The following is a 19362-nucleotide window of genomic DNA, read 5'->3' as shown; positions in this document are numbered from 1 at the left end:
GCGAGCGGCGGAGGTTAAGAAGGTGCCCTTCTACTACGGAAAGCGATAAGAAGGTGCCCTTCCTTCGGGTCAGATCGCGGGGTCGCCGCCGTGGACGTTGGATTCGACCTCGTCGGCGGCGGCTTCCAGGAGGCGGTGGGCCAGGCCGGACAGGGCGCGGGCACCGGCCATCTCCTCGCCGATGGAGGCCCGGGGCCGGTCGACCGGGTTGCGGCGCGCCTGGCCCTCGCCGACCAGCAGCCGCCCGTTGGGCAGCCGCATGGAAGCGGTGGCCCGGGTGAGATCCACGTCCTCCTCGAACCGCAGCTCGACCATCAAGGTCTTGGTCATCGTCGCCGTGGTCATGCGCGTCCCCTCCCTGCTGCGATGCTGCTCTCATTGTCCCTCGCCGGGCGTGCCCGGCAGGCGGACACGCGGCCGATGGGGCAGGCTGACGCGCATGCAGGCGATTCAGATCACGCAGTACGGCGGCCCGGACGTGCTCATCCCGGCGGAGGTCGATCCGCCCGCCCCGGGTCCCGGCCAGGCGCTCGTCGAGGTGGCCGCCGCCGGGGTGAACTTCATCGACGTGTACCACCGGCTCGGCCGCTATCCGACGCCGCTGCCGTTCGTGCCCGGGGTGGAGGCGGCCGGGCGGGTGCTGGCGGTCGGCCCGGGGGTGACCGAGGTCCGCGCCGGTGAGCGCGTCGCCTGGGCGCTGCTGCCCGGCACGTACGCGGAGCAGGCGGTGGTGCCGGTGGACCGGCTGGTGCCGCTGCCGGACGGGCTGGCCGAGGAGACGGCCGCGGCGGTGCTGCTGCAGGGCATGACCGCGCACTTCCTCACCCATGACGTGTACGCGATCCAGCCCGGCGACACGGTCCTCGTGCACGCCGCCGCGGGAGGCATGGGCCTGCTGCTGTGCCGGCTGATCCCGCACCTGGGCGGGCGGGTGATCGGCACGGTGTCCACGGACGCGAAGGAGAAACTGGCCCGGGAGGCGGGCGCGGCGGAGGTGATCCGCTACGACCAGGTGGACGACCTGGCCGGCCGGGTGCGCGAGCTGACCGGCGGCGCGGGCGTGGCCGCCGTGTACGACGGCGTCGGCGCGTCCACGTTCGACGCGAGCCTGGCGTCGCTGCGCCGCCGGGGCACGCTGGCGCTGTTCGGCGCCGCGAGCGGCCCGGTGCCGCCCGTGGACCCGATCCGGCTGATGCAGGCCGGCTCGGCCGTGCTGACCCGGCCCACCCTCGGCGACTTCGTGGTCACCCGTCAGGAACTGCTGGAACGGGCCACGGACGTGCTCGGCTGGGTGGCCGCCGGGACGCTGCGCGTGTCGGTCGGCGGACGTTACCCGCTGGCCGAGGCGGCGCGGGCGCACGAGGACCTGACGTCGCGGCGTACCACGGGCAAGCTGCTGCTGATTCCCTGACCCGTCACTGGGTGAGGTCGAGGCAGTCGACGTTCGGGCCGCCGTCGCCGCTGACGGCGGTGGCCCGGATGGTGTTCGCGCCGCCGGTCAGCGTGACGGTGACGGTGGCCGAGGCCCAGTCGTCCCAGTCGCGGGTGGCGTCGAAGCGTACGTCGCGGGCCACGACGGTGCCGTTGACGCTGATGTCCATGGGCCGGTTGCGCCCGCTGGCGTTGGCGAAGCGCAGCCGCAGCGTGGCCTGCCCGGCATCGGCCTGCACCGTCCACTGCAGGTAGCTGCCGGAGGTGTTCTCGTAGTCCATGAAGCCGTTGCCGCTGTAGTTGCGGTGGTCGTTGGCGAAACGCGCCCGCGAGCCGGCGGCGTTCTCGGCCTCGTAGCGCACGGTGCGCTGCACGGCGGGCGGGGGAGTGGGCGACGGCGGCGGAGCCGGTGAGCTCGCTCCCGGCGAGGCCGCGGTGGGCGCGGCGGTCCCGGTGCTGGGCGCGGCCGAGGCGCGCACGCCGCTGCGCTGCGGGGCCGGGGTGTGCGCCAGCGGCACGTCCGGCGCGATGGGCGCCCCGGCGGCCGGGGCCGGGCTGGGCGCGTCCTGCCAGGGCAGCGCGTCGTTCCAGGAGGCCGGCTGCCGCACGGTGGTCACGATGAGCAGGATGAGCGCGCCGGTGAACACCGTGGTGGCCACCAGGGGCAGCAGGCGCAGCCGCTCCAGCACCGTGAACCGGCGCCTGCGGCGTCCCTCGTACCCGAAATCGTCTTCCACCCGGAAGTCCCGTCGTCCTCACCCGCCGCCACGCGGCCCGTCATCGCTCCGAGCGTGAAACGTAGTCATCGCGGAGCGGCGGCGGACCATCCGCTCGGTCAGCAATCCGCCAGCCGACGGTCTTGCGTTGGCCCCTGGATCGGGGTGGAACCGCGTCGATGGGTCGTGACTCGACCGTGCATGACGACGAGACGTGAAGCGCTGGCACTGTTCGGCGCGGGTGCCGCGGCGGTGCTGACCGGCTGCGGCCCGGCCGGTCCGGAACCGGCCGCGTCCGCACCGGACCTGGTGCTGGCGCAGGTGGCGGAGGGGCTCGCGGTGCTCCGGGCGGACGGGGTCGAGCGGCTCGGCGCCGGGCTGGCCGCCCCGGACGGGGCGACGGTCTTCGCCGCGCGGGCCGAGGGCGTGGACACGGTGCTGTCCACCATCGAACTGCGGACCGGGCGGCGTACCCCGGGCCCGCGGCTGGCCGGGGCGTGGGTGCCGCGGGTCGCCTCGGCGGACGGGCGGCTGGTGGCGCTGGCCGCCCCGGATTCGGCGGGCGTCACCCACGTGCCCGCCGGGCGGGCGCGCACCCCGCTCGTGGTCGCCGGGACCACGGCTGAGGTGGCCCGGCTGGAGCTGACCGGCAACCTGGTGCCCGACGCGTTCACCGCGGGCGGCGAGGGCCTGTTCGTGCTGGACTGGCTGCCGCCCGCGGCGCCGGACCGCTACCGGGTGCGCCACCTCGACGTGGCCTCCGGCAAGGCGTCGCGCCTGCTGACCCGGCTGAAGGCGGCGGTGCCGGACGGGGCCGAGGAGGAGATGAGCGGCGAGGGCCGGTTCGCCGTGTACGCGCCGGACCGGCAGGTGCTCTACACGCTCTACACCCACCAGCCGGACCACACGCACACCCGTGACCTGGTCGCGGGCCGCCGCTCGAACGTGCACGCGTTCGTGCACACGCTGCACCTGACCGAGCAGTGGGCGTTCTGCGTGGACCTGCCCGCCCCGTTCGGCGAAGGCCCCGGCACGGCGCACACCCTGGCGATCGCGCCCGACCGGTCCGAGCTGTACGTCCTGGACGTGTCCAGCGGCACCTACGCGGTGATCGACACCGGGCAGCTCACCGTGCGGTCCACCGCGAAGGGCCCGCGGGCGGCGGGTACGGCGTACGCCGCGGCCACGTTCGACGCGCTGTACGTCGCGGTCGGCGAGTCGGTCCACACGACACCGCGCACGGGCGTCTCGGCGTGGCGGACCTGGACCGCGGGCGGCTCCGTGTCCGGCCTCGCCGCCAGCCCCGACGGCAGGCGTGTGTACGCCGCCCTGCCCGGCCGCATCGCCTGGTTCGACGCCGCCACCGGCGCCCGCCTCGGCGAGCACCCCGTCCCCGGCCTCACCGGCCTGACCCGCGTGCTCTGACCCGGTGCGCGGCCCCGTCCCGCGCGGCTGAGCTGGTGTTCTGGCTCCGGCCACCTGGCGAAGATCAGCGTTTCGTGTCACAACCTTGGCTGTGAGCAGAGGTTCCGACACGAAACTCTGATCTTCGCCGCCGTGCCCGGGTCGTGAGCCTGGCGGCGGGCCTTCAGCCCCGTGCTCGGGTCGGCACCGCCCGGCCGAGGGGCGGGACGCCGGCCGCGACCAGCGCCAGCAGCCAGGCGGGGGCGAGCAGCGAGGTGAAGAGCGCGTACCAGGGCAGGCGCCAGGTCCACGGCGGGCCGGTGGCGGCGCTGAGGTCGCCGCCGGTCCACGGGCGCGCAGCCAGGGACCAGGCCAGGAAGGCGTCGCCGACGGGCAGCGCGCCGCCGAGGTAGCGCCGGGTGCCGTCCCACTGCACGGCCAGGCCCGCGCCCTCGGCCAGGCCGGTCAGCGCCGCGGCGGCCGGGCGGTCGCCGTACAGGACCGCGTCGCCGAGCGCGACGGCGCTGGCCGAGGCGCTGAGCCCGCGGAACAGCGGGCCGGAGTCGACGTCGCCGGGCGCGTCCACGCCACGCGGGTGCTCGCGCACCCCGGGCAGCCCCGGCACGTCCGAGGCGAACCGCTCGCGGAACACCGCCCAGTCCCGCGCACCCAGGGCCGGGTCCACGTCGCGCAGGAAGCGCAGGATGATCACCTGCGAGGTGGCGCGGGCGCCGCCGGTGGGCTCACCGGTTCGCGGATCGACCGTATGCGGGAGCAGTCCCGTGGCCGGGTCGCGGCGCGCTCCGGCCGCCCGCAGCCAGTCGGCGACCAGGGCCGACCGGTCGGTGCCGGTGAGCGTCCCGGCCACGCGCACCGCCGCGATGCCGACCGCGCTGTCGCACGGCCAGGCCTGGCCCGGGTACGCGGTGAGGAAGGGCGACCCGGTGGTGTCGAGCTGCCGCCGGAACGCGGCGGCGAGCGCCTGCGCGTCGGCGGCCAGCCGGTCCCGCTCAGGTGCGCCCGGCCCCGCCAGCGCGACCACCCCGGCCCGCAGCCAGGTGGCCCAGCCCTGATAGAAGACGCCGTACGGCGGGTCGAGCGCGGCGTCGAAGACGGCCCGGCCGTCGGCGGAGTCGACATGGGACAGCGCCCAGCGCGCCTCGGCCAGCGCCCGCTCCCGCAGCGCCGGATCGTGCGCGCCGACGTCGACCCAGGTCAGGCCGTAGAGGGCGTAGCTGAAGAACCAGCCCTCCGGGAACAGCGCCTGCATGTCCCGGGCGCTGCCGCCGTCGAGCGCCTCGCGCAGGAACGCCAGCCGGGGCAGGGCGTCGGCGGCGACCGCCGCCCCCGTGCGCTCCAGCGGGCTGCCGGTGTGCAGGCGGGACAGCTCGATCCCGGCCACACCGGTCATCATCAGTACAAACAGGACGACGACCGTACGCAGCACCCTGATCACGCTGCGATAGTAGACGGGTGTGCATGCGTTCCGTCACCCCTCGGGCCTACCATCGACCGGTGACCCAGGGTGTGGAAGCAGTGGATCTGTTGCGGCTCATCGGATCCGCCGCGCACGACTACGACCGCATGGACGAGCTGGAGCAGGTGCTGCTGCCCGGCGACGACCTGCACCCGCTGGCCGCGCAGCTCGTCGCGCCGATCCTGGCCTTCGCCGCGGACCCCAAGACCAGGCTGCCCGACCAGCTGCTGATGCTGGTCCGGGAGCTGGCCGCGCATCCCGGCGGCGGGGCGGTGCGGGACAGTCTGCGCGCCTTCACGATCACGCTGCGTAATCTGTCTGATCTCGACGACCACAGCGTCGTCGAGGAGTCCACCGCGCTGCTCGGCTACTGCGGCCCGGACCCGGCGCTGTCGGCCGCGCTGCTGGCGCGGGCCCGTGCCGAGGCCGACGACTACCTCCGGGTCACCCCGCTGGTGACGGCGGCACAGCTCGACCCGGCCGCCGCCGCGGGGTGGCTGCCGGCGTTCCTGGCCGGGTCCCAGACGCCGACCACCCGGGTGGCCGCCGTACTGGCTGCGCGTGAAGCGGGGCTGCCCGCAGGCGCCGACACCGCCGCCGCGCTGGCCGCGGGCTGGTCCGCCGATCCCGACGCGCTGCGCTGGACCACGCGTAAGGCCCGGCTGGCCGGGCTGGTCGGCTACGCCGCCGGTCCCGGCCGCGAGGAGGAGGTGTACGCGGCGATCGCCCGCGACGGCCAGCCCCAGGCGCGCCGGGACGTGGCCCAGGCGCTGGCCGACCGGTCCGCCCGCGGCGACCTGCCCGACGGCCTCGGCGCGCTGCTGTGCCGGCTGCTGGACGACCCCGAGGAGCGGGTACGCCGCTGCGCGTACCGGGCGGTCGTCGCCGACGACGCGCTGACCCGCCGCCAGGCGGGCTGGCTGGCGCTGAAGGTGGGCCAGGGCGCCCCGATGCGCCGCTCGGCGCTGGACGCGCTGCTGCGGGTGGGCGACCCGCGCTGGATGGACCACGCGCTGGACGCGCTGCGCCAGGGCTGGACCCCGCCCCGGCTGCCCGCCGCCCTCGCGGCGCTTCCGTCGCTGGACGCACCGCTGCGCGAGGCGGTGCTCGGCCGGGTGCTGACGCTGGCCACCACGATCGACGTGGCGCGCTCGCCCAAGGCGACCGCCAACGACCACCGTGAGCTGGTCGGCCTGCTGAAGGTGCTGGAGCACGCGCCGGAGGGCGCGATCGCCCCGCTCGCCGCGCAGCTGCCGCAGATGACCTTCCCGCCCCGGCTGTGGGTCGCGGAGTTCCTGGCCGAGGCGGGCCGGGACGATCCGGCGGTGCTCGCCGCGCTGGCCGCGGTGGCCAACGGCGAGGTCATCTACCTGCGGCTGCTGTGGCTGGCCGGGGGCGACGACGCGCCGTTGCGGGCCGCGATCGCGGTGGCCCCGCGCCGGGACGTGCTGGCGGCGGTCGCCGCGGCCGAGGTGTTCGGCGACGCCGACCCGGACGTGGCTCCCCGGCTGCGCGAGATCCGGGACAGTGACGCCGACGTCAAGGACCGGTTCGCCGCGGCGGGCGCGCTGTGGGAGCTGACCGGCGATCCGGACGAGGCCGCGGCGACCGTACGCGAGGCGCTGCAGGCCCCGTGGCTGCGGACCCGGCAGCGGGCCGCCGAGCTGGCCGAGCAGCTCGGCCTCGCCGGGTGAGCCGCGGCTGAGAAAGCGCTCTATACCACAGTCCGCACTGGTGCGCGTCCACTGAGGAGCCGCTCGCATATCCATAGTTGACTAATGGTTGCGATCTCGTTACGGGCGCTATGGTGCCGGTTCGGAGTGCGCGCCGGCCAACGTCGACAGGATGCGCGAGGGATTCGGTCGAGCCACGGGAGTGTCCGGCATGGACCAGCGCGACCAGGAAAACTACGCAGCCCAGGCGCTGGCCGTCTTCGACGGGTTCGGCACGGCGGAGGCGATCGTGTACGGCGCCCGCCGGATCACGTACGCCGAGCTGGCCGCCGGGATCCGCGACATGGCGGCGACCCTGTACGAGCACGGCGTCCGCTCCTCCTCCGCGGTCGCCGTGCTTGCCGGCAACCCGCCGGAGTCGGTGCAGGTGCAGTTCGCGCTGCACCTGCTCGGCTGCCGCTCGGTGTGGCTGGCGCCCAACGCGCCCCCGGCGCTGTGCGCGGACTACCTCGGCCTGGCCGGCGTCGACGCGTTCGTGTACGACGCGCGCACCCATGGTCCGCTCGGGGAGCAGCTCGCGTACGGCGCGGGCGAGTTGGGCGTGTTCTGCTTCGGCGCCGGACCCGGCCCGGACCTGTCCGCGCCGCGCCTGCCGGGCGCGGCGCAGCTCGGGCTGCCGCCGTCGATCCGCGAGCCGCAGTCGCTGTTCCAGACCGGCGGCACCACCGGCCGGCCGAAGCTGGTCCACCACCGGCACACCTTCTTCAAGGCGGTGCAGGCGGTCGCGGCCAGCTACCAGGTGACCGACGGCCGGCCGCTGCGGCACCTCGCGGTCGGCGGGTTCTGGCACTCCAGCCAGCAGGTCGCCGCGATGATCACGCTGTTCACCGGCGGGGTGCTGGTGCTGCACGACCGGTTCCATCCGGAGGACTTCCTGGCCACCCTGGAGCAGGAGCGCATCACCAGCGCGACCTTGCCGCCGCCCATGCTCTACCAGGTGCTCGACCACCCGCGGCTGCCCAAGACGGACACGTCCAGCCTGCTCACGCTGTCCTGCGCGGGCAGCGCGGCGGCCCCGTCCCGGCTCGCCGAGGCGATCGAGCGCTTCGGCTCGGTGCTGCGCCCGGTGTACGGCATGAGTGAAGCCACCTTCATCGCCGCGTACCCGAACCTGGCGCACGACCCGGCGCACCCGGAGCGGCTCGGCTCGTGCGGGCGGCCGTACCCCGGCGTCAGGGTGGAGATCCGCGGTGGCGACGGGACGCCGCTGCCGGCCGGGGAGGTCGGCGAGGTGTGGGTGCGGGCGGCGCTGATGACGTCCGGCTACTGGGGCCAGGCCGAGCTGACCGCTCGCACCATCGTGGACGGCTGGCTGCGCACCGGCGACCTGGGCCGCTTCGACGACGACGGTTACCTGTTCCTGGTCGACCGGCTCAAAGACATGATCGTCACCGGCCAGACCTCGACGAACGTGTACTCCCGCACGGTCGAGGACACCCTGCTGCGCCACCCGCAGGTCCGGGCCGCCGCCGTCATCGGCGTGCCGCACGAGTCCATGGGCGAGGCCGTGTACGCCTTCGTCGTGCCCGCTCCCGACGCCCAGGTGACCCCCGCCCAGCTCCGCCAGTGGGCCGTCGCCGAACTCAACGAGCTCTGGGCCCCGTACGCCGTCGAGTTCGTCCGCGACCTCCCCCTCACCGACGTCGGCAAGATCGACAAGAAGGCCCTCCGCGCCCGCCGCACCGCCACCGCCACCGGCTAAAGGAAGGGCACCTTTTTATCGTTTTCCGTAGTAGAAGGTGCCCTTCTTAACCTCGCGCCAAGGGGAGCGCACTGCGGCGACACGCGTTCACGCCAGGGCGGACTCGACGACATCCGCTGCCAGGGGAGCACCGCCGCAGGTCAGGATCTCCGCCTGGAGGCCCGCCACGGCCTCGCGCACGCCCCGGTCGGCCGTCAGCCGCTCCACCGCTGAGCGCAGCCCGGCCGAGGTGAGCGAAGCCGGATCGAGCGGGACGGCCGCGCCCAGCTCGGCCACCCGTTGCGCGTTGACCTCCTGCTCGGGCGTCTGGGCCAGGGTCAGCATCGGCACGCCCGCCCGGATCGCCTCCTGGATGCCGCCCATGCCCGCGTGCGTGACGAACACCGCCGCGTGCGCCAGCACGTCGAGCTGCGGCACGCTGGCCGCCACGGTCACGTCGGCGGGCACCGGACCCAGCTCGGCCGGGTCGGTCCGCTCGCCGACCGCGAGCACGAGCTGCCAGCCGCTGCCCGTGAACGCCTCCACGCAGGTGCGGTAGAAGCCGGGCAGCCGGTTGTACACGGTGCCGAGCGACACCAGCACCACCGGCCGGTCCGGATCGGCGGGCGACCAGCGTTCCTGGAACGGCCGCGGCCCGGTGCACGGCCCGGTGAAGTGCCGGTCCGGCCCGAACGTCTCCGCCCGGTACTGCATGAACCGGGGGTAGAGCAGCAGCTGTGCCACCGGCTGGAAGGTCCGCACCACCTCGGGGTCGAACCCCTCGCCCGCCACGTATCCGTCGAGCTGCGCCTGATGATCGGGCAGGCCGGGCCGGGGCGTGACGGTCAGGCCGAGGTGCCGGGCGATCGACCAGTGCTCGTTGGCGGCCAGGAAGCTCTGGAACTGCACCGCGGGCAGCCCCTCGCGCAGCGCGACGAGGCGTCCCGCCAGGCTCTGCGTCCCGTACACGACCAGCTCCGGCCGGTCGTCCCGGAAGTACGGCGCGAGCTGTGGAAACGTCGCACGGGCCTCGCCGAGGAAGCCCTCCCGTACGGCGGTGATGTAGTCGGCCCGGTCCGGCCGGGTCAGCCCGCGGTCGCTCTCGCCGGGCAGGCTGGACGTGTACGCCACGACCCGCGCGCCGGTCGCCGCGACCGCCTCGGCCCGCGCCTCGACGGTGGCGTAGCTGACCCGGTGGCCCCGCCGGACCAGCTCGGCCACGATCGGCAGGGTCGGGTACACCTCACCGACCGTCGGCGCGTTGACGAACGCGATGTGTCGGCCCACCGCCACAGCTTCCGGTTCGCACCCCCACGCCTCAACCGCGGGAGTGTCCACCCTTTGCCAGCCGATCGTCTGATGCACATGTCTCGAACTTCTGCGTCTGTCCGGCCGGTGTGCCGAGCGGGCGGGCGTCGGGTCCGGGTCCGGTCAGAGCTTGAGCCCCAGGTACGTGAGGGTTCCGGCGCCGGGGACGTCGATGACGTGCATGCCTAGCCGGTCGTAGAACGCGCGGGCGGCGGTGTTCTCGGAGGCCATGCCCAGGTGCACGGCGGGCACCCCGGCCTCCTGCAGCGCCAGCACCAGCCGCCCGATCAGCGAGCGGCCGTGTCCCTGGCGCTGATGCTCCGGCAGCAGGTCGATGTGCAGGTGCGCCGGGTACGCCGCCAGCTCCGGCACGATCATCCGCTCCGGCCGGTGCAGCAGGTCCCGCATGACCTCGTCGCCGTCGCGCGGCTCGGCGCCGTCCAGCGGCGGGTAGCGGTCGGCGACCAGCGGCAGCCACTCACGGCGGAACCGCTCCACGAAGGACGCGGTGTCGCCGGTGGCGAGCACGTATCCCACCGCCCGGTCGTCGGCGTCGGCGAGCACGAACGCGAACTGCGGCTCCAGGTGGGCGTACGGCCCGGCGAAGATCTCGGGCAGGATGCCCGGGTCGCGGTAGTGCGGCCGGGCGTCGCCGCCGAGGTGGGCGGTGCGGATGCAGATGTCGTACAGGTCGTCGCGATCGCCGGGGCGGTAGGGACGGATGATCGTCATGGCGCGACCCTACCTGGAAGCGCTCCCATTCGCCCGCCGGTCGATGCCCGGCCCGGCGATGTAGCAGAGTGCAAGGTATGACCGCACGTCCCGAGGACTACGCACCCGCGCTGGACCACGCCGTCGCGCACACCCTGGCCTGGCTCGCGTCCATGCCCGACCGCCCGGTGCGGCCCCGGGCCACCGCCGACGAGCTGGGCGGGGTCTTCGGCGGCCCGCTGCCGCCCGGCCCGTCCGACGCCGCCGACGTGGTCGACCTGCTGGCCCGGCAGGCGGAGCCGGGGCTCATGGCGATGCCGTCCGGCCGCTTCTACGGCTGGGTCATCGGCGGCACCCTGCCCGCCGCGCTCGGCGCGGACTGGCTGGTCAGCGCCTGGGACCAGAACGCCGCCATGCGCTACAGCACGCCCGCGACCGCCGCGATCGAGCAGGCCGCCGGCGACTGGCTGCTCGACCTGCTGGGCCTGCCCGCACACGCCGACGTCGGCTTCGTCACCGGCGCCACCATGGCCAACTTCACCGGCCTGGCCGCCGGGCGGCAGCAGGTGCTCGCCGACACCGGCTGGGACCTCGACCGCGACGGCCTCACCGGCGCACCCCGCATCCGCGTCCTCGTCGGCGCCGAGCGGCACGCCACCGTCGACCAGGCCCTGCGCTACCTCGGCCTCGGCGCGCCGGTCGAGGTGCCCGCCGACGAGCAGGGCCGCATCCGGCTCGACGCGCTCGCCGCCGAGCTGTCCCGGGGCAGCGGCCCGGTCATCCTGTGCCTGCAGGCGGGCAACATCCACTCCGGCGCGTACGACGACATCGGCGCGGCGTGCGCGCTCGCCCGCGAACACGGCGCCTGGGTGCACGTGGACGGCGCGTTCGGGCTGTGGGCCGCCGCGTCCCCGGCCACCCGGCACCTGATGTCCGGGCACGAGCTCGCCGACTCCTGGGCGACCGACGCGCACAAGACCCTGAACGTGCCGTACGACTGCGGGATCGTGGTCGTGGCCCGCCCCGGCGCGCTGGCCGCCGCCATGGGTATGCAGGCCAGCTACCTGGTACGCACCGACGGCGGCCCGTCCGACCCGCAGGACCGGGTGCCGGAGCTGTCCCGCCGGGCGCGCGGCGTGCCGGTGTGGGCGGCGCTGCGCTCGCTCGGCCGCTCCGGCGTGGCCGACCTGGTCGAGCGCCTGGTCCGGCACGCCCGCGCGCTGGCCGACGGCATCAGCGCGATCGAGGGCGCCACGGTCCTCAACGACGTGGTCTTCACCCAGGTCAGCGTCGCCTTCGGCGACGACGCCCGGACCCGCGAGGTGACCGCCCGCCTGCTCGCCGACGGCACCTGCTGGATGTCCGGCTCCCGCTGGCAGGGGCGCGACATCCTCCGCGTCTCCGTCAGCAACTGGTCCACCGACGACACCGACGTGACCGCCTCCTTGACCGCCCTCCACCGCGCCTGCGAAGGAAGGGCACCTTCTTAACGCTATCCGTAGTAGAAGGTGCCCTTCTTAACGCGCCACGGGACCGTGCCGCCGCGGTGACGTGCCAAGATCGCGGGTTCGTGTCAAGATCTGCGGTTCTGCGCAGGGTTTCGACACGAAACACCGATCTTCGACGGCGTGGCCGCGCGGCGAGTGCGCGGGGCTCGCCAAGACTTCGGGGGGAGTACGGATGAGTGTCCCTGAGTGGGCCGCTGAGCATGAGGTCGGCGCGGCGCAGGCGGCCGAGCTGATCGGCGCACGGTTCCCGCGACTGCGCGGGCTGAGGGTGACGCCGTTCGCCACCGGCTGGGACAACACGGTGCACCTGGTCGGCGGCGAGTGGGTGTTCCGGTTTCCGCGCCGGGCGATCGCGCTGAAGCTCCTGGCGCACGAGACGGCGATGCTGCCCCGGCTGACCGGGCGGCTCCCGCTGCCGGTGCCGTGTCCGGAGTTGATCGGCGAACCGGCCGGCGGCTACCCGTGGCCGTACTGGGGGGCCCGGCTACTGCCCGGCGTCGAGCTGGCCGACTCCGTCCTGCCCGACGAAGCCCGGGTCGCCGCCGCGGCCGACCTGGGCGCGTTCCTGCGCGCCCTCCACGACCCCGCCCTCGCCGCCGCCCTGGCGGTGGGACGCCCGGACACGCCGACCGGCGTACCCGGCACCGGCCCCGGCCCTATGCCCGGCACCGGCCCTATGCCCGGCACCGGCACCGGCCCCACGTCCGGCACCGACACCGGCCCCACGTCCGGCACCGGCCCCATGTCGAGCACCGGCACGCCAGCACCGGTGCCTGGTCTCGGCGGCCCCGCGTCCGGTCTCCGCGCAGCCGCATCCGATGGCGGGGCGGACGGGCCACGGGCAGTGCTGCCGATCGATCCCATGGGACGCGGCAATCCGTCGGTACGGGCACCGATGGCGCGCGAGCGCCTCGACCGAGTGGCAGCGCACGGCATCTGGCAGCCCGACCCCGCCGTGTACACCCTGCTCGACGAGGCGGCCCGGCTCGGCCCGCCGGACGGCGCACCCGTGCTCGTACACGGCGACCTGCACCAGCGCCACCTGCTCCTGGACGGTGCCGGCCGCGCGGCGGGCGTCATCGACTGGGGCGACGTGTGCCTGGGCGACCCCGCCCTGGACCTGTCCCTGGCGTTCGGCGGCTTCACCGGCGACGCCCGCGCCGCGCTGCTGGACGCGTACGGTCCGGTCCCGCCGGAGCGCGAGGCACGGGCGCGTGTGCTGGCCGTCTTCCTCAGCGTGGCGCTGGCCGAGTACGCCCACGGCGAGCACCGCCCCGCCCTGCTGCGCGAGTCCCTCGCCGGCATCTCCCGGGCCGCCCGCTGACCAGCCGGAACCCCGTGCCCCGCAGCGCCCGGCGAGGCATGGGCGCCACCAGGGAGGCGTTAAGAAGGGCACCTTCTACTACGGAAAACGTTAAGAAGGTGCCCTTCCTTCTAGACTGGCGGTATGGCGATCCTCGGCATCGACATCGGCGGGTCCGGCATCAAGGGCGCTCCGGTGGACGTCACTCAGGGCACTCTGGCCGGTGAGCGGTTCCGGGTGGAGACCCCGCAGCCGTCCGACGTGAACCGGGTGGTGGCCGCCGTCGCGGAGGTGGCGGGGCAGTTCGGGGTCGCCGAGCGGGTCGGGATCACGTTTCCCGGGGTGGTGCTGGGCGGGGTGACCCGCACGGCCGCCAACGTGGACAAGTCGTGGCTGGGCGTGCCCGCGCAGGACCTGTTCGCGCAGGCGGTGGGCGTGCCGGTGACGCTGCTCAACGACGCCGACGCGGCCGGGATCGCGGAGATGCGCTTCGGTGCGGGCCGCGGCCGCAAGGGTGTCACGGTGATGCTGACGCTGGGCACCGGCATCGGCAGCGCGATCTTCATCGACGACCGGCTGGTGCCGAACACCGAGTTCGGGCACATCCAGCTCGACGGGGAGGACGCCGAGGAGAAGGCGTCGGCGCACGCGCGCGAGGTGGACAAGCTGGGCTGGGGCAAGTGGGCCAAGCACGTCGAGGAGTACCTCAGGGAGATCGAGAAGCTGCTCAACCCCGACCTGATCATCATCGGCGGCGGGGTGAGCAAGAAGTCCGAGAAGTTCCTGCCGCTCATCGACCTGCGGACCCCGGTCGTGCCCGCGGTCCTGCTCAACGAGGCCGGCATCATCGGTGCAGCCCTCGCCGCCGCCGAAAACGGCTGAAACCCACTCAGCTGGGCCGCCGGGCTGGCGGCCGGGCGGGGATGATCGCGAGTTCGTGTCCAAACGTGGATTGGGACCGCAGATCTTGACACGGAACGGCGATCATCGCACGCGGGCAGGGGAGGATGGTGGGTATGCGTATCGGGAACACCGAGGTCAGGCCGTTGGGTGGGGCGTGGGGCTGCCTCGCCATGATCCTCGTGTCGATCCTGCTCTCGGTCGTCTGCACGATCGGCCTGAACCTGATCATCCGCTGACCGGGACCGCGCCCGTCCAAGAGCAGCGTTCCGTGGCCGGCAGGCCGGTCGGCGTTGGACAATACGCACAGGCACCGGCGTCCGGCGCCGGCCCCGGACCGAGGAGCCGTGATGGCCTTCCAGGACCGTATGACGCTGCGCAACCTGTATCTCTACCTGGTCTGCCTGATCACCCTGGTGATCTCGATCTTCGCCGCGGTCAGCCTGGTCCGGTCGGCTGTCGAGCTGTTCTACCCGGACCCCGGCTACTACGGCTACCCGCCGCGCTGCGCGGACGTGCAGGGCGGCCGGGCGTGCACCCCGGCGGAGCAGGCGGCGTTCGAGGTGGACCAGAAGCGCCAGCAGGAGCTGATGAAGGACTCCCAGCGCCGCAACGCCATCCTGGGCCTGGTCACCTCGGGCACCACGCTGGCGATCGCGGTGCCGGTGTACGCGTACCACTGGAAGCGGATCCAGACCGAGCTGCCGCCCCGGACCGTGGTGCCCGCGGGGGAGCCGCCCGCGGTCTGAGCGTCAGGACAGGGTGAGCCAGAGCTGCTCGTGGCCGCGCAGCATGAGCTGGCGCGGGGTGCCGGGCGGCGCGGCCAGGCGGATGTCGGCGAAGCGGTCCAGCAGCATGGCCAGGCCGCGCTGCCCTTCGAGCCGGGCCAGGGCCGCGCCGAGGCAGTAGTGCGCGCCGCCGCCGAAGCTGAGCGTGGCCGTCTCGGTCCGGTCGGGGTCGAACACGTCGGGGTGCGCGAACCGGGTCGGGTCGCGGTTGGCGGCGGCGAGCAGCACCAGCACCCAGCACCCGGCCGGGATGGGCACCCCGGCGACCTCGCTGTCGGCGGCGGCCCAGCGTACGGAGAAGTGCGTGGGCACCTCGTAGCGCAGGATCTCCTCGACGTAGCGTGGGGTGAGCGAGGCGTCGGCACGCAGCCGGGCCAGCGCCTCCGGGCACTCCAGCAGCAGGGTGAGGCCGTTGCCGAGCAGGTGGGTGGTGGTGACGAAGCCGGCGTTGAACACCACGATCAGGTTGGCCAGCAGCTCCTCCTCGGACATCGGGGCGCCGTCGGCGTCCGTCGCCTGCACCAGCGCCGTGATCAGGTCGTCGCGGGGGTCCCGGCGGCGCCGCGCGGCCAGCTCGCCGAAGTACGCCGTGATCTCCCCGGCGGCGGTGTTCGCCGCGGCGACGTTGTCCGGGGTCGCGCCGCCCAGCTCCAGGATCGCGCCGAGCGCGAGCGCGCGGGGGCGATACCAGGCCCGGTCGGCCTCCGGCACGCCCAGCAGCTCGCCGAGCACGTTGGCGGGCAGCGGGAAGGCGAACTCGCTCATGAAGTCGACCTTCGCGCCGCCGGCGGCCTGCTCGGCGAGCCGGTCGAGCAGCTCCGCGGTGAGCCGCTCGACCGCGGGCTCCAGGGCGGCGATCCGGCGCGGGGTGAAGGTCTGGTTGAACATCCGGCGCATGCGGGTGTGCCGGGGCGCGTTGGTGAAGAACACCGAGTTCATGAAGACCGCGTGCGCCTGATTGCCCTCCCAGGTGGGCTTGGCGCCGAGCAGCGTCTGGTCCATCACCTTGAAGGTCGCCGAGTCGCGCAGCACGTGGGCCGCGGCGTCGTACCCGTGCACGACATAGCTGTACCGGTCGCCCGGCTCGACCTTGCAGACGGGGCCGCGCCGGTGCAGCTCGGCGTAGAACGGGTACGGGTCCCGGCGCACCTCGTCGGTGTGCAGCGAGGCGAGGGAGACCTCGGCGGCCATGGTCAGTCCTCGTCCTCGTCGTCTTCCAGCAGCAGGTCCAGCGGGATGGCCTTGGCCATGGCCTCGTTGCCGGCGTCGTTGGGGTGGATGTGGTCGCCGCTGTCCCACTCGGGGCGCAGTTTGGTGGGGTTGGCCGGGTCGCGCAGCGCGGCGTCGAAGTCGATGACCCCGTCGAAGTCGGTGCTGGTGCGGATGTACGAGTTCACGGTGAGCCGCACCGAGTCCAGCGTCGGCGTGTACGCGACCACGCCCGGCGCGGACTCGAACGCGTTCCACGGGCTCAGCGTGCATACGATGATCTTCAGGCCGGACTGCCGGGCCAGCGACGCCAGCTGCTGGATGCGCGCGATGATGTTGTCGGCGCTGTCCTGGCTGAGCCACACGTCGTTGATGCCCAGGGCCAGGATTACGGTGCGCACCCCGGTCTGCCCGAGCACGTCGAAGTGGAACCGGGACGAGCCGTTCATGCCCAGCTCGTTGACGCCGAGGTCGGCGCCGTCGAGGGTGAGCCGGTTGCCGGACAGGCCCGCGTTGAGGATGCCCGGCGCCCTGCCCTCGGGAGCCTCCTCGACCAGCCGCGCGCCGAGGTAGTCGGTCCACCGGCGGTCGGCGTTGACGGTGGACTTCAGCCCGTCGGTGATCGAGTCGCCGAGCACCACGATCGAGCCCTGGCCGCTGCGGTTGAGCACGTCGAGGCCGGTCAGGTAGTACCAGTTGTTGCGCGTCTCGGCGAGCTTCGCGCCGCTGGCGGAGGTGGCGTGGTCGCCCGTGCCGATGTAGGCGGTCTCGCGGGCGTACAGGTGCCAGGTGGCCGGCCCGGGGGTCTGCGTGGGCAGGTAGAGGGTGACCGCGATGTCCTGCGAGGCCGGGACGTCCATCGTCACCGGGTCGCTGACCGCGCTGCCGCCGGCGGGGATGGTGACCGACTTCTGGCCGTTGAAGGTGGCGTCCAGGATGGAGCCGGGCTTGAGATCGCCCGGGCCCGCCTCGGGCCACGGCAGCGCGAGCGTGGCGTGCCCGATGGTGAGCGGCTTGGTGCCGTACCGGTTGGACAGCCGGATCCGGGCCTGGCTGCCGCCGACCGACGTGTGCACGAACATGCGGATGGTCTGGTCGCTGAAGCCGTCCTTGGACTTGCCCGCCCCGGCCGGGGTCAGCGCCGCCGACCACGAGCCGGTCCAGCGCTCCGGCTCGGGCGCGACGGCCTGGCCGTTCGCGGTCGCGACGAGCAGGGTCGAGCCGACGGTCACCAGGGTGACCAGGGCCATCACGAATTGCCGTTGCCGGGGGCTGTTCATCGGCGCGGACGCTCCTCGGGCATCGAGGGACATGGCCAGAGGTCGATCACCGGGCACGACGGAAGCGGGTCCGCTGGCGCGTCCGGGACGGGCCGGGGTGTCGGCAGTCTAAGCCGATCCGAGGGCGGTTTGCATCATCGGAATCGATGAAGGATCCGGTCCGGACGTCTGCATACGCAAATGTCCCGATTGACAATTGTCGGCTGCACGAATCGACGGTCTGGAGTGGTAGCTGATTCACGATCGTGGCGGTATCGTCGCCGCTTAGGCCGTTGCCACACACCGGGAATCGGCCTGTTACCAGCGAATCCGCTGACTTCCGGCCGAACTGGGGTGACTCGATCGTGGGTGAACAGATCTTTGATCCGGCAGCGAACTATGCCGCGCAGGCATTGACGCTCTTCACCCGATACGGTGAGGCCGAGGCGCTCGTCGCGGTCGACGGGCAGCGCTACACCTACGCGGAGTTGCACGCCGAGGTGGTCGCGATGGCCGGGGCGCTGTGGGCGCACGGCATCCGCCCCGGCGCCGCGCTCGGCGTGCTGGCCCGCAACCCGGCCGAGTCGATCTTCCTGCAGCTCGCGGCCGGCCTGCTCGGCTGCCGCACCGCCTGGATCGCCAACAACGCCCCGCCGCGGTTCCGCCGCGACTTCCTCGACCTCGCCCAGGTCGACGCCTTCGTGTACGACGCCCGCAAGCTGCCCGAGATGGGCGCCGAGCTGGCCGCGCTCGCCGCGCCCCGGCCAGTGTTCTGCTTCGGGCCGGGCGGGCTCGGCCCCGACCTGACCGACGGGCCGCGCGCGACCGAGCTGCCGATCGACCCGGCGACCGTGACACACGAGCCGTCGTCGCTGTTCCAGACCGGCGGCACCACCGGCCTGCCGAAGCTGGTGCACCACGGGCACTCGTTCTTCGCCGCGCTGCACACCCTCTCGCGCTACTACGCCGACAGCGGCCAGCCCGCGCTGCGCCACCTGCTGATCGCGGGCACCTGGCACGTCAGCGCGCAGACGGCGGTGTTCATGACGCTGTTCACCGGCGGCACCGCGTTCCTGCACGACGGCCTGGACTACCCGCTGTTCTACGACACCATCGAGCGCGAGCGGATCAACAGCACGCTGCTCGCGCCGCCGCTGCTCTACCTGCTGCTCGACGACCCGAAGTCGGCCGGGGTGGACTTCAGCAGCCTGCACACGCTGACCATCTCGGGGGCGGCGGCGTCGCCGACCCGGCTGACCCAGGCCATCGAGCGCTTCGGGCCGGTGCTGCGCATCGTGTACGGCATGAGCGAGTCCCCGTTCATCTCGGCGCTGCCCAATCTGGACCACGATCCGGCGCACCCCGAGCGGCTGGCCTCGTGCGGCATCCCGTACGGCGACGTGCGGGTGCAGATCCGTGACGCCGACGGCGCGGTGCTGCCGACCGGCGAGGTGGGCGAGGTCTGGATCACCGGATCGCTGCTGATGCGGGGCTACTGGGGCATGCCGGAGCTGACCGCCGAGACGCTGTTGGACGGCTGGCTGCGCACCGGCGACGTGGGGCGGCTGGACGCCGACGGTTACCTGTACCTGTTCGACCGGGTCAAGGACATGATCGTGACCGGCCTGAGCAGCACGAACGTCTTCTGCCGCCCGGTCGAGGACGCGCTGGCGGCGCACCCGCAGGTGCAGGCGGCCGCCGTCATCGGGGTGCCGCACGAGCTGGAGGGCGAGGCGGTCCACGCGTACGTGGTGACCACTCCCGACGCGACGGTCACCGCCGAGGAGCTGATCGCGCTGGTCAGCGCCGAACTCAACGCGATGTGGGCGCCGCAGACGGTCGGGTTCGTCGACGCCTTCCCGCTGACCGAGTTCGGCAAGGTCGACAAGAAGGCGCTGCGCGCGCGGTACGCCGCCGACGCCTGATCTGGAGGG

The 19362-nt window shown here is 73.6% G+C and carries 17 protein-coding genes; 10 read left to right on the top strand and 7 right to left on the bottom strand.

Annotated features, from left to right (window positions below):
• Window positions 1-69 precede the first annotated feature (69 nt).
• Entirely contained in the window at window positions 70-345 is a 276-nt protein-coding gene (locus CS0771_RS38395; RefSeq protein WP_212845509.1) for a dsRBD fold-containing protein, read from the bottom strand.
• 94 nt (window positions 346-439) lie between these two features.
• Between CS0771_RS38395 and CS0771_RS38390 the strand changes: the two genes are divergently transcribed.
• On the top strand, window positions 440-1411 hold the full coding sequence (locus CS0771_RS38390; protein ID WP_212845508.1) for a quinone oxidoreductase: 972 nt from the start codon (window positions 440-442) through the stop codon (window positions 1409-1411).
• Window positions 1412-1415: 4 nt separating this feature from the next.
• Here the strand turns inward: CS0771_RS38390 and CS0771_RS38385 are convergent, their stop codons facing one another.
• Entirely contained in the window at window positions 1416-2168 is a 753-nt protein-coding gene (locus CS0771_RS38385; RefSeq protein WP_212845507.1) for a CBM35 domain-containing protein, read from the bottom strand.
• 180 nt (window positions 2169-2348) lie between these two features.
• On the opposite strand from CS0771_RS38385, the gene CS0771_RS38380 reads away from it, so the two are divergent.
• Window positions 2349-3572: a YncE family protein gene (locus CS0771_RS38380; RefSeq protein ID WP_212845506.1), complete on the top strand. Its 1224-nt coding sequence runs from the start codon at window positions 2349-2351 to the stop codon at window positions 3570-3572.
• A gap of 163 nt (window positions 3573-3735) precedes the next feature.
• On the opposite strand, the gene CS0771_RS38375 is transcribed toward CS0771_RS38380, so the two are convergent.
• On the bottom strand, window positions 3736-5007 hold the full coding sequence (locus CS0771_RS38375; RefSeq protein WP_212845505.1) for a hypothetical protein: 1272 nt from the start codon (window positions 5005-5007) through the stop codon (window positions 3736-3738).
• Between the two features lie 59 nt (window positions 5008-5066).
• Between CS0771_RS38375 and CS0771_RS38370 the strand changes: the two genes are divergently transcribed.
• Both CS0771_RS38370 and CS0771_RS38365 read left to right on the top strand, forming a co-directional pair.
• Window positions 5067-6722 carry a hypothetical protein gene (locus CS0771_RS38370; protein ID WP_212845504.1) on the top strand — a complete coding sequence of 552 codons (1656 nt, stop codon included), beginning with the start codon at window positions 5067-5069 and terminating at the stop codon, window positions 6720-6722.
• A 190-nt stretch (window positions 6723-6912) separates the two neighbouring features.
• Window positions 6913-8463 (top strand): AMP-binding protein, encoded by a 1551-nt coding sequence (locus CS0771_RS38365; RefSeq protein WP_212845503.1) that lies wholly within the window; start codon window positions 6913-6915, stop codon window positions 8461-8463.
• A gap of 87 nt (window positions 8464-8550) precedes the next feature.
• Here the strand turns inward: CS0771_RS38365 and CS0771_RS38360 are convergent, their stop codons facing one another.
• Window positions 8551-9729 carry a macrolide family glycosyltransferase gene (locus CS0771_RS38360; protein ID WP_212845502.1) on the bottom strand — a complete coding sequence of 393 codons (1179 nt, stop codon included), beginning with the start codon at window positions 9727-9729 and terminating at the stop codon, window positions 8551-8553.
• A gap of 144 nt (window positions 9730-9873) precedes the next feature.
• The gene (locus tag CS0771_RS38355; RefSeq protein ID WP_212845501.1) at window positions 9874-10482 is read right to left on the bottom strand and encodes a GNAT family N-acetyltransferase; all 609 of its coding nucleotides are present in this window, start codon (window positions 10480-10482) and stop codon (window positions 9874-9876) included.
• Between the two features lie 77 nt (window positions 10483-10559).
• Here CS0771_RS38355 and CS0771_RS38350 point away from each other — a divergent pair, with 77 nt between their 5' ends.
• The 5 genes from CS0771_RS38350 (at window position 10560) to CS0771_RS38335 (ending at window position 14921) form a co-directional block, all read left to right on the top strand.
• On the top strand, window positions 10560-11951 hold the full coding sequence (locus CS0771_RS38350) for a pyridoxal-dependent decarboxylase (protein WP_212845500.1): 1392 nt from the start codon (window positions 10560-10562) through the stop codon (window positions 11949-11951).
• Between the two features lie 190 nt (window positions 11952-12141).
• On the top strand, window positions 12142-13293 hold the full coding sequence (locus CS0771_RS38345; protein ID WP_212845499.1) for a phosphotransferase: 1152 nt from the start codon (window positions 12142-12144) through the stop codon (window positions 13291-13293).
• A gap of 123 nt (window positions 13294-13416) precedes the next feature.
• The gene (gene ppgK / locus CS0771_RS38340) at window positions 13417-14154 is read left to right on the top strand and encodes a polyphosphate--glucose phosphotransferase (protein WP_212845498.1); all 738 of its coding nucleotides are present in this window, start codon (window positions 13417-13419) and stop codon (window positions 14152-14154) included.
• A 134-nt stretch (window positions 14155-14288) separates the two neighbouring features.
• Window positions 14289-14411, top strand: coding sequence for a hypothetical protein (locus tag CS0771_RS39345; protein WP_256442865.1), 123 nt, complete (start codon window positions 14289-14291; stop codon window positions 14409-14411).
• Window positions 14412-14522: 111 nt separating this feature from the next.
• On the top strand, window positions 14523-14921 hold the full coding sequence (locus CS0771_RS38335; protein ID WP_212845497.1) for a hypothetical protein: 399 nt from the start codon (window positions 14523-14525) through the stop codon (window positions 14919-14921).
• A gap of 3 nt (window positions 14922-14924) precedes the next feature.
• Here the strand turns inward: CS0771_RS38335 and CS0771_RS38330 are convergent, their stop codons facing one another.
• Together CS0771_RS38330 and CS0771_RS38325 are read right to left on the bottom strand one after the other, a co-directional pair.
• On the bottom strand, window positions 14925-16151 hold the full coding sequence (locus CS0771_RS38330; RefSeq protein WP_212845496.1) for a cytochrome P450: 1227 nt from the start codon (window positions 16149-16151) through the stop codon (window positions 14925-14927).
• A gap of 2 nt (window positions 16152-16153) precedes the next feature.
• Window positions 16154-17449, bottom strand: a complete 1296-nt coding sequence (locus CS0771_RS38325) for an SGNH/GDSL hydrolase family protein (RefSeq protein WP_212845495.1) — start codon at window positions 17447-17449, stop codon at window positions 16154-16156.
• 344 nt (window positions 17450-17793) lie between these two features.
• Between CS0771_RS38325 and CS0771_RS38320 the strand changes: the two genes are divergently transcribed.
• On the top strand, window positions 17794-19353 hold the full coding sequence (locus CS0771_RS38320; RefSeq protein ID WP_244871279.1) for an AMP-binding protein: 1560 nt from the start codon (window positions 17794-17796) through the stop codon (window positions 19351-19353).
• The last annotated feature ends 9 nt before the right edge of the window (window positions 19354-19362 follow it).

The sequence above is a fragment of the Catellatospora sp. IY07-71 genome (genome assembly GCF_018326265.1).
GTDB lineage: Bacteria > Actinomycetota > Actinomycetes > Mycobacteriales > Micromonosporaceae > Catellatospora.
This window is presented reverse-complemented; position numbering and strand designations above follow the sequence as displayed.

What these genes read in the sequence shown, in the direction of transcription:
- CS0771_RS38395 (WP_212845509.1), bottom strand. Translation starts at nt 345, where the DNA reads ATGACCACGGCGACGATGACCAAGACCTTGATGGTCGAGCTGCGGTTC.
- CS0771_RS38390 (WP_212845508.1), top strand. Translation starts at nt 440, where the DNA reads ATGCAGGCGATTCAGATCACGCAGTACGGCGGCCCGGACGTGCTCATC.
- CS0771_RS38380 (WP_212845506.1), top strand. Translation starts at nt 2,349, where the DNA reads ATGACGACGAGACGTGAAGCGCTGGCACTGTTCGGCGCGGGTGCCGCG.
- CS0771_RS38365 (WP_212845503.1), top strand. Translation starts at nt 6,913, where the DNA reads ATGGACCAGCGCGACCAGGAAAACTACGCAGCCCAGGCGCTGGCCGTC.
- CS0771_RS38355 (WP_212845501.1), bottom strand. Translation starts at nt 10,482, where the DNA reads ATGACGATCATCCGTCCCTACCGCCCCGGCGATCGCGACGACCTGTAC.
- CS0771_RS38350 (WP_212845500.1), top strand. Translation starts at nt 10,560, where the DNA reads ATGACCGCACGTCCCGAGGACTACGCACCCGCGCTGGACCACGCCGTC.
- CS0771_RS38345 (WP_212845499.1), top strand. Translation starts at nt 12,142, where the DNA reads ATGAGTGTCCCTGAGTGGGCCGCTGAGCATGAGGTCGGCGCGGCGCAG.
- ppgK (WP_212845498.1), top strand. Translation starts at nt 13,417, where the DNA reads ATGGCGATCCTCGGCATCGACATCGGCGGGTCCGGCATCAAGGGCGCT.
- CS0771_RS39345 (WP_256442865.1), top strand. Translation starts at nt 14,289, where the DNA reads ATGCGTATCGGGAACACCGAGGTCAGGCCGTTGGGTGGGGCGTGGGGC.
- CS0771_RS38335 (WP_212845497.1), top strand. Translation starts at nt 14,523, where the DNA reads ATGGCCTTCCAGGACCGTATGACGCTGCGCAACCTGTATCTCTACCTG.
- CS0771_RS38330 (WP_212845496.1), bottom strand. Translation starts at nt 16,151, where the DNA reads ATGGCCGCCGAGGTCTCCCTCGCCTCGCTGCACACCGACGAGGTGCGC.
- CS0771_RS38325 (WP_212845495.1), bottom strand. Translation starts at nt 17,449, where the DNA reads ATGAACAGCCCCCGGCAACGGCAATTCGTGATGGCCCTGGTCACCCTG.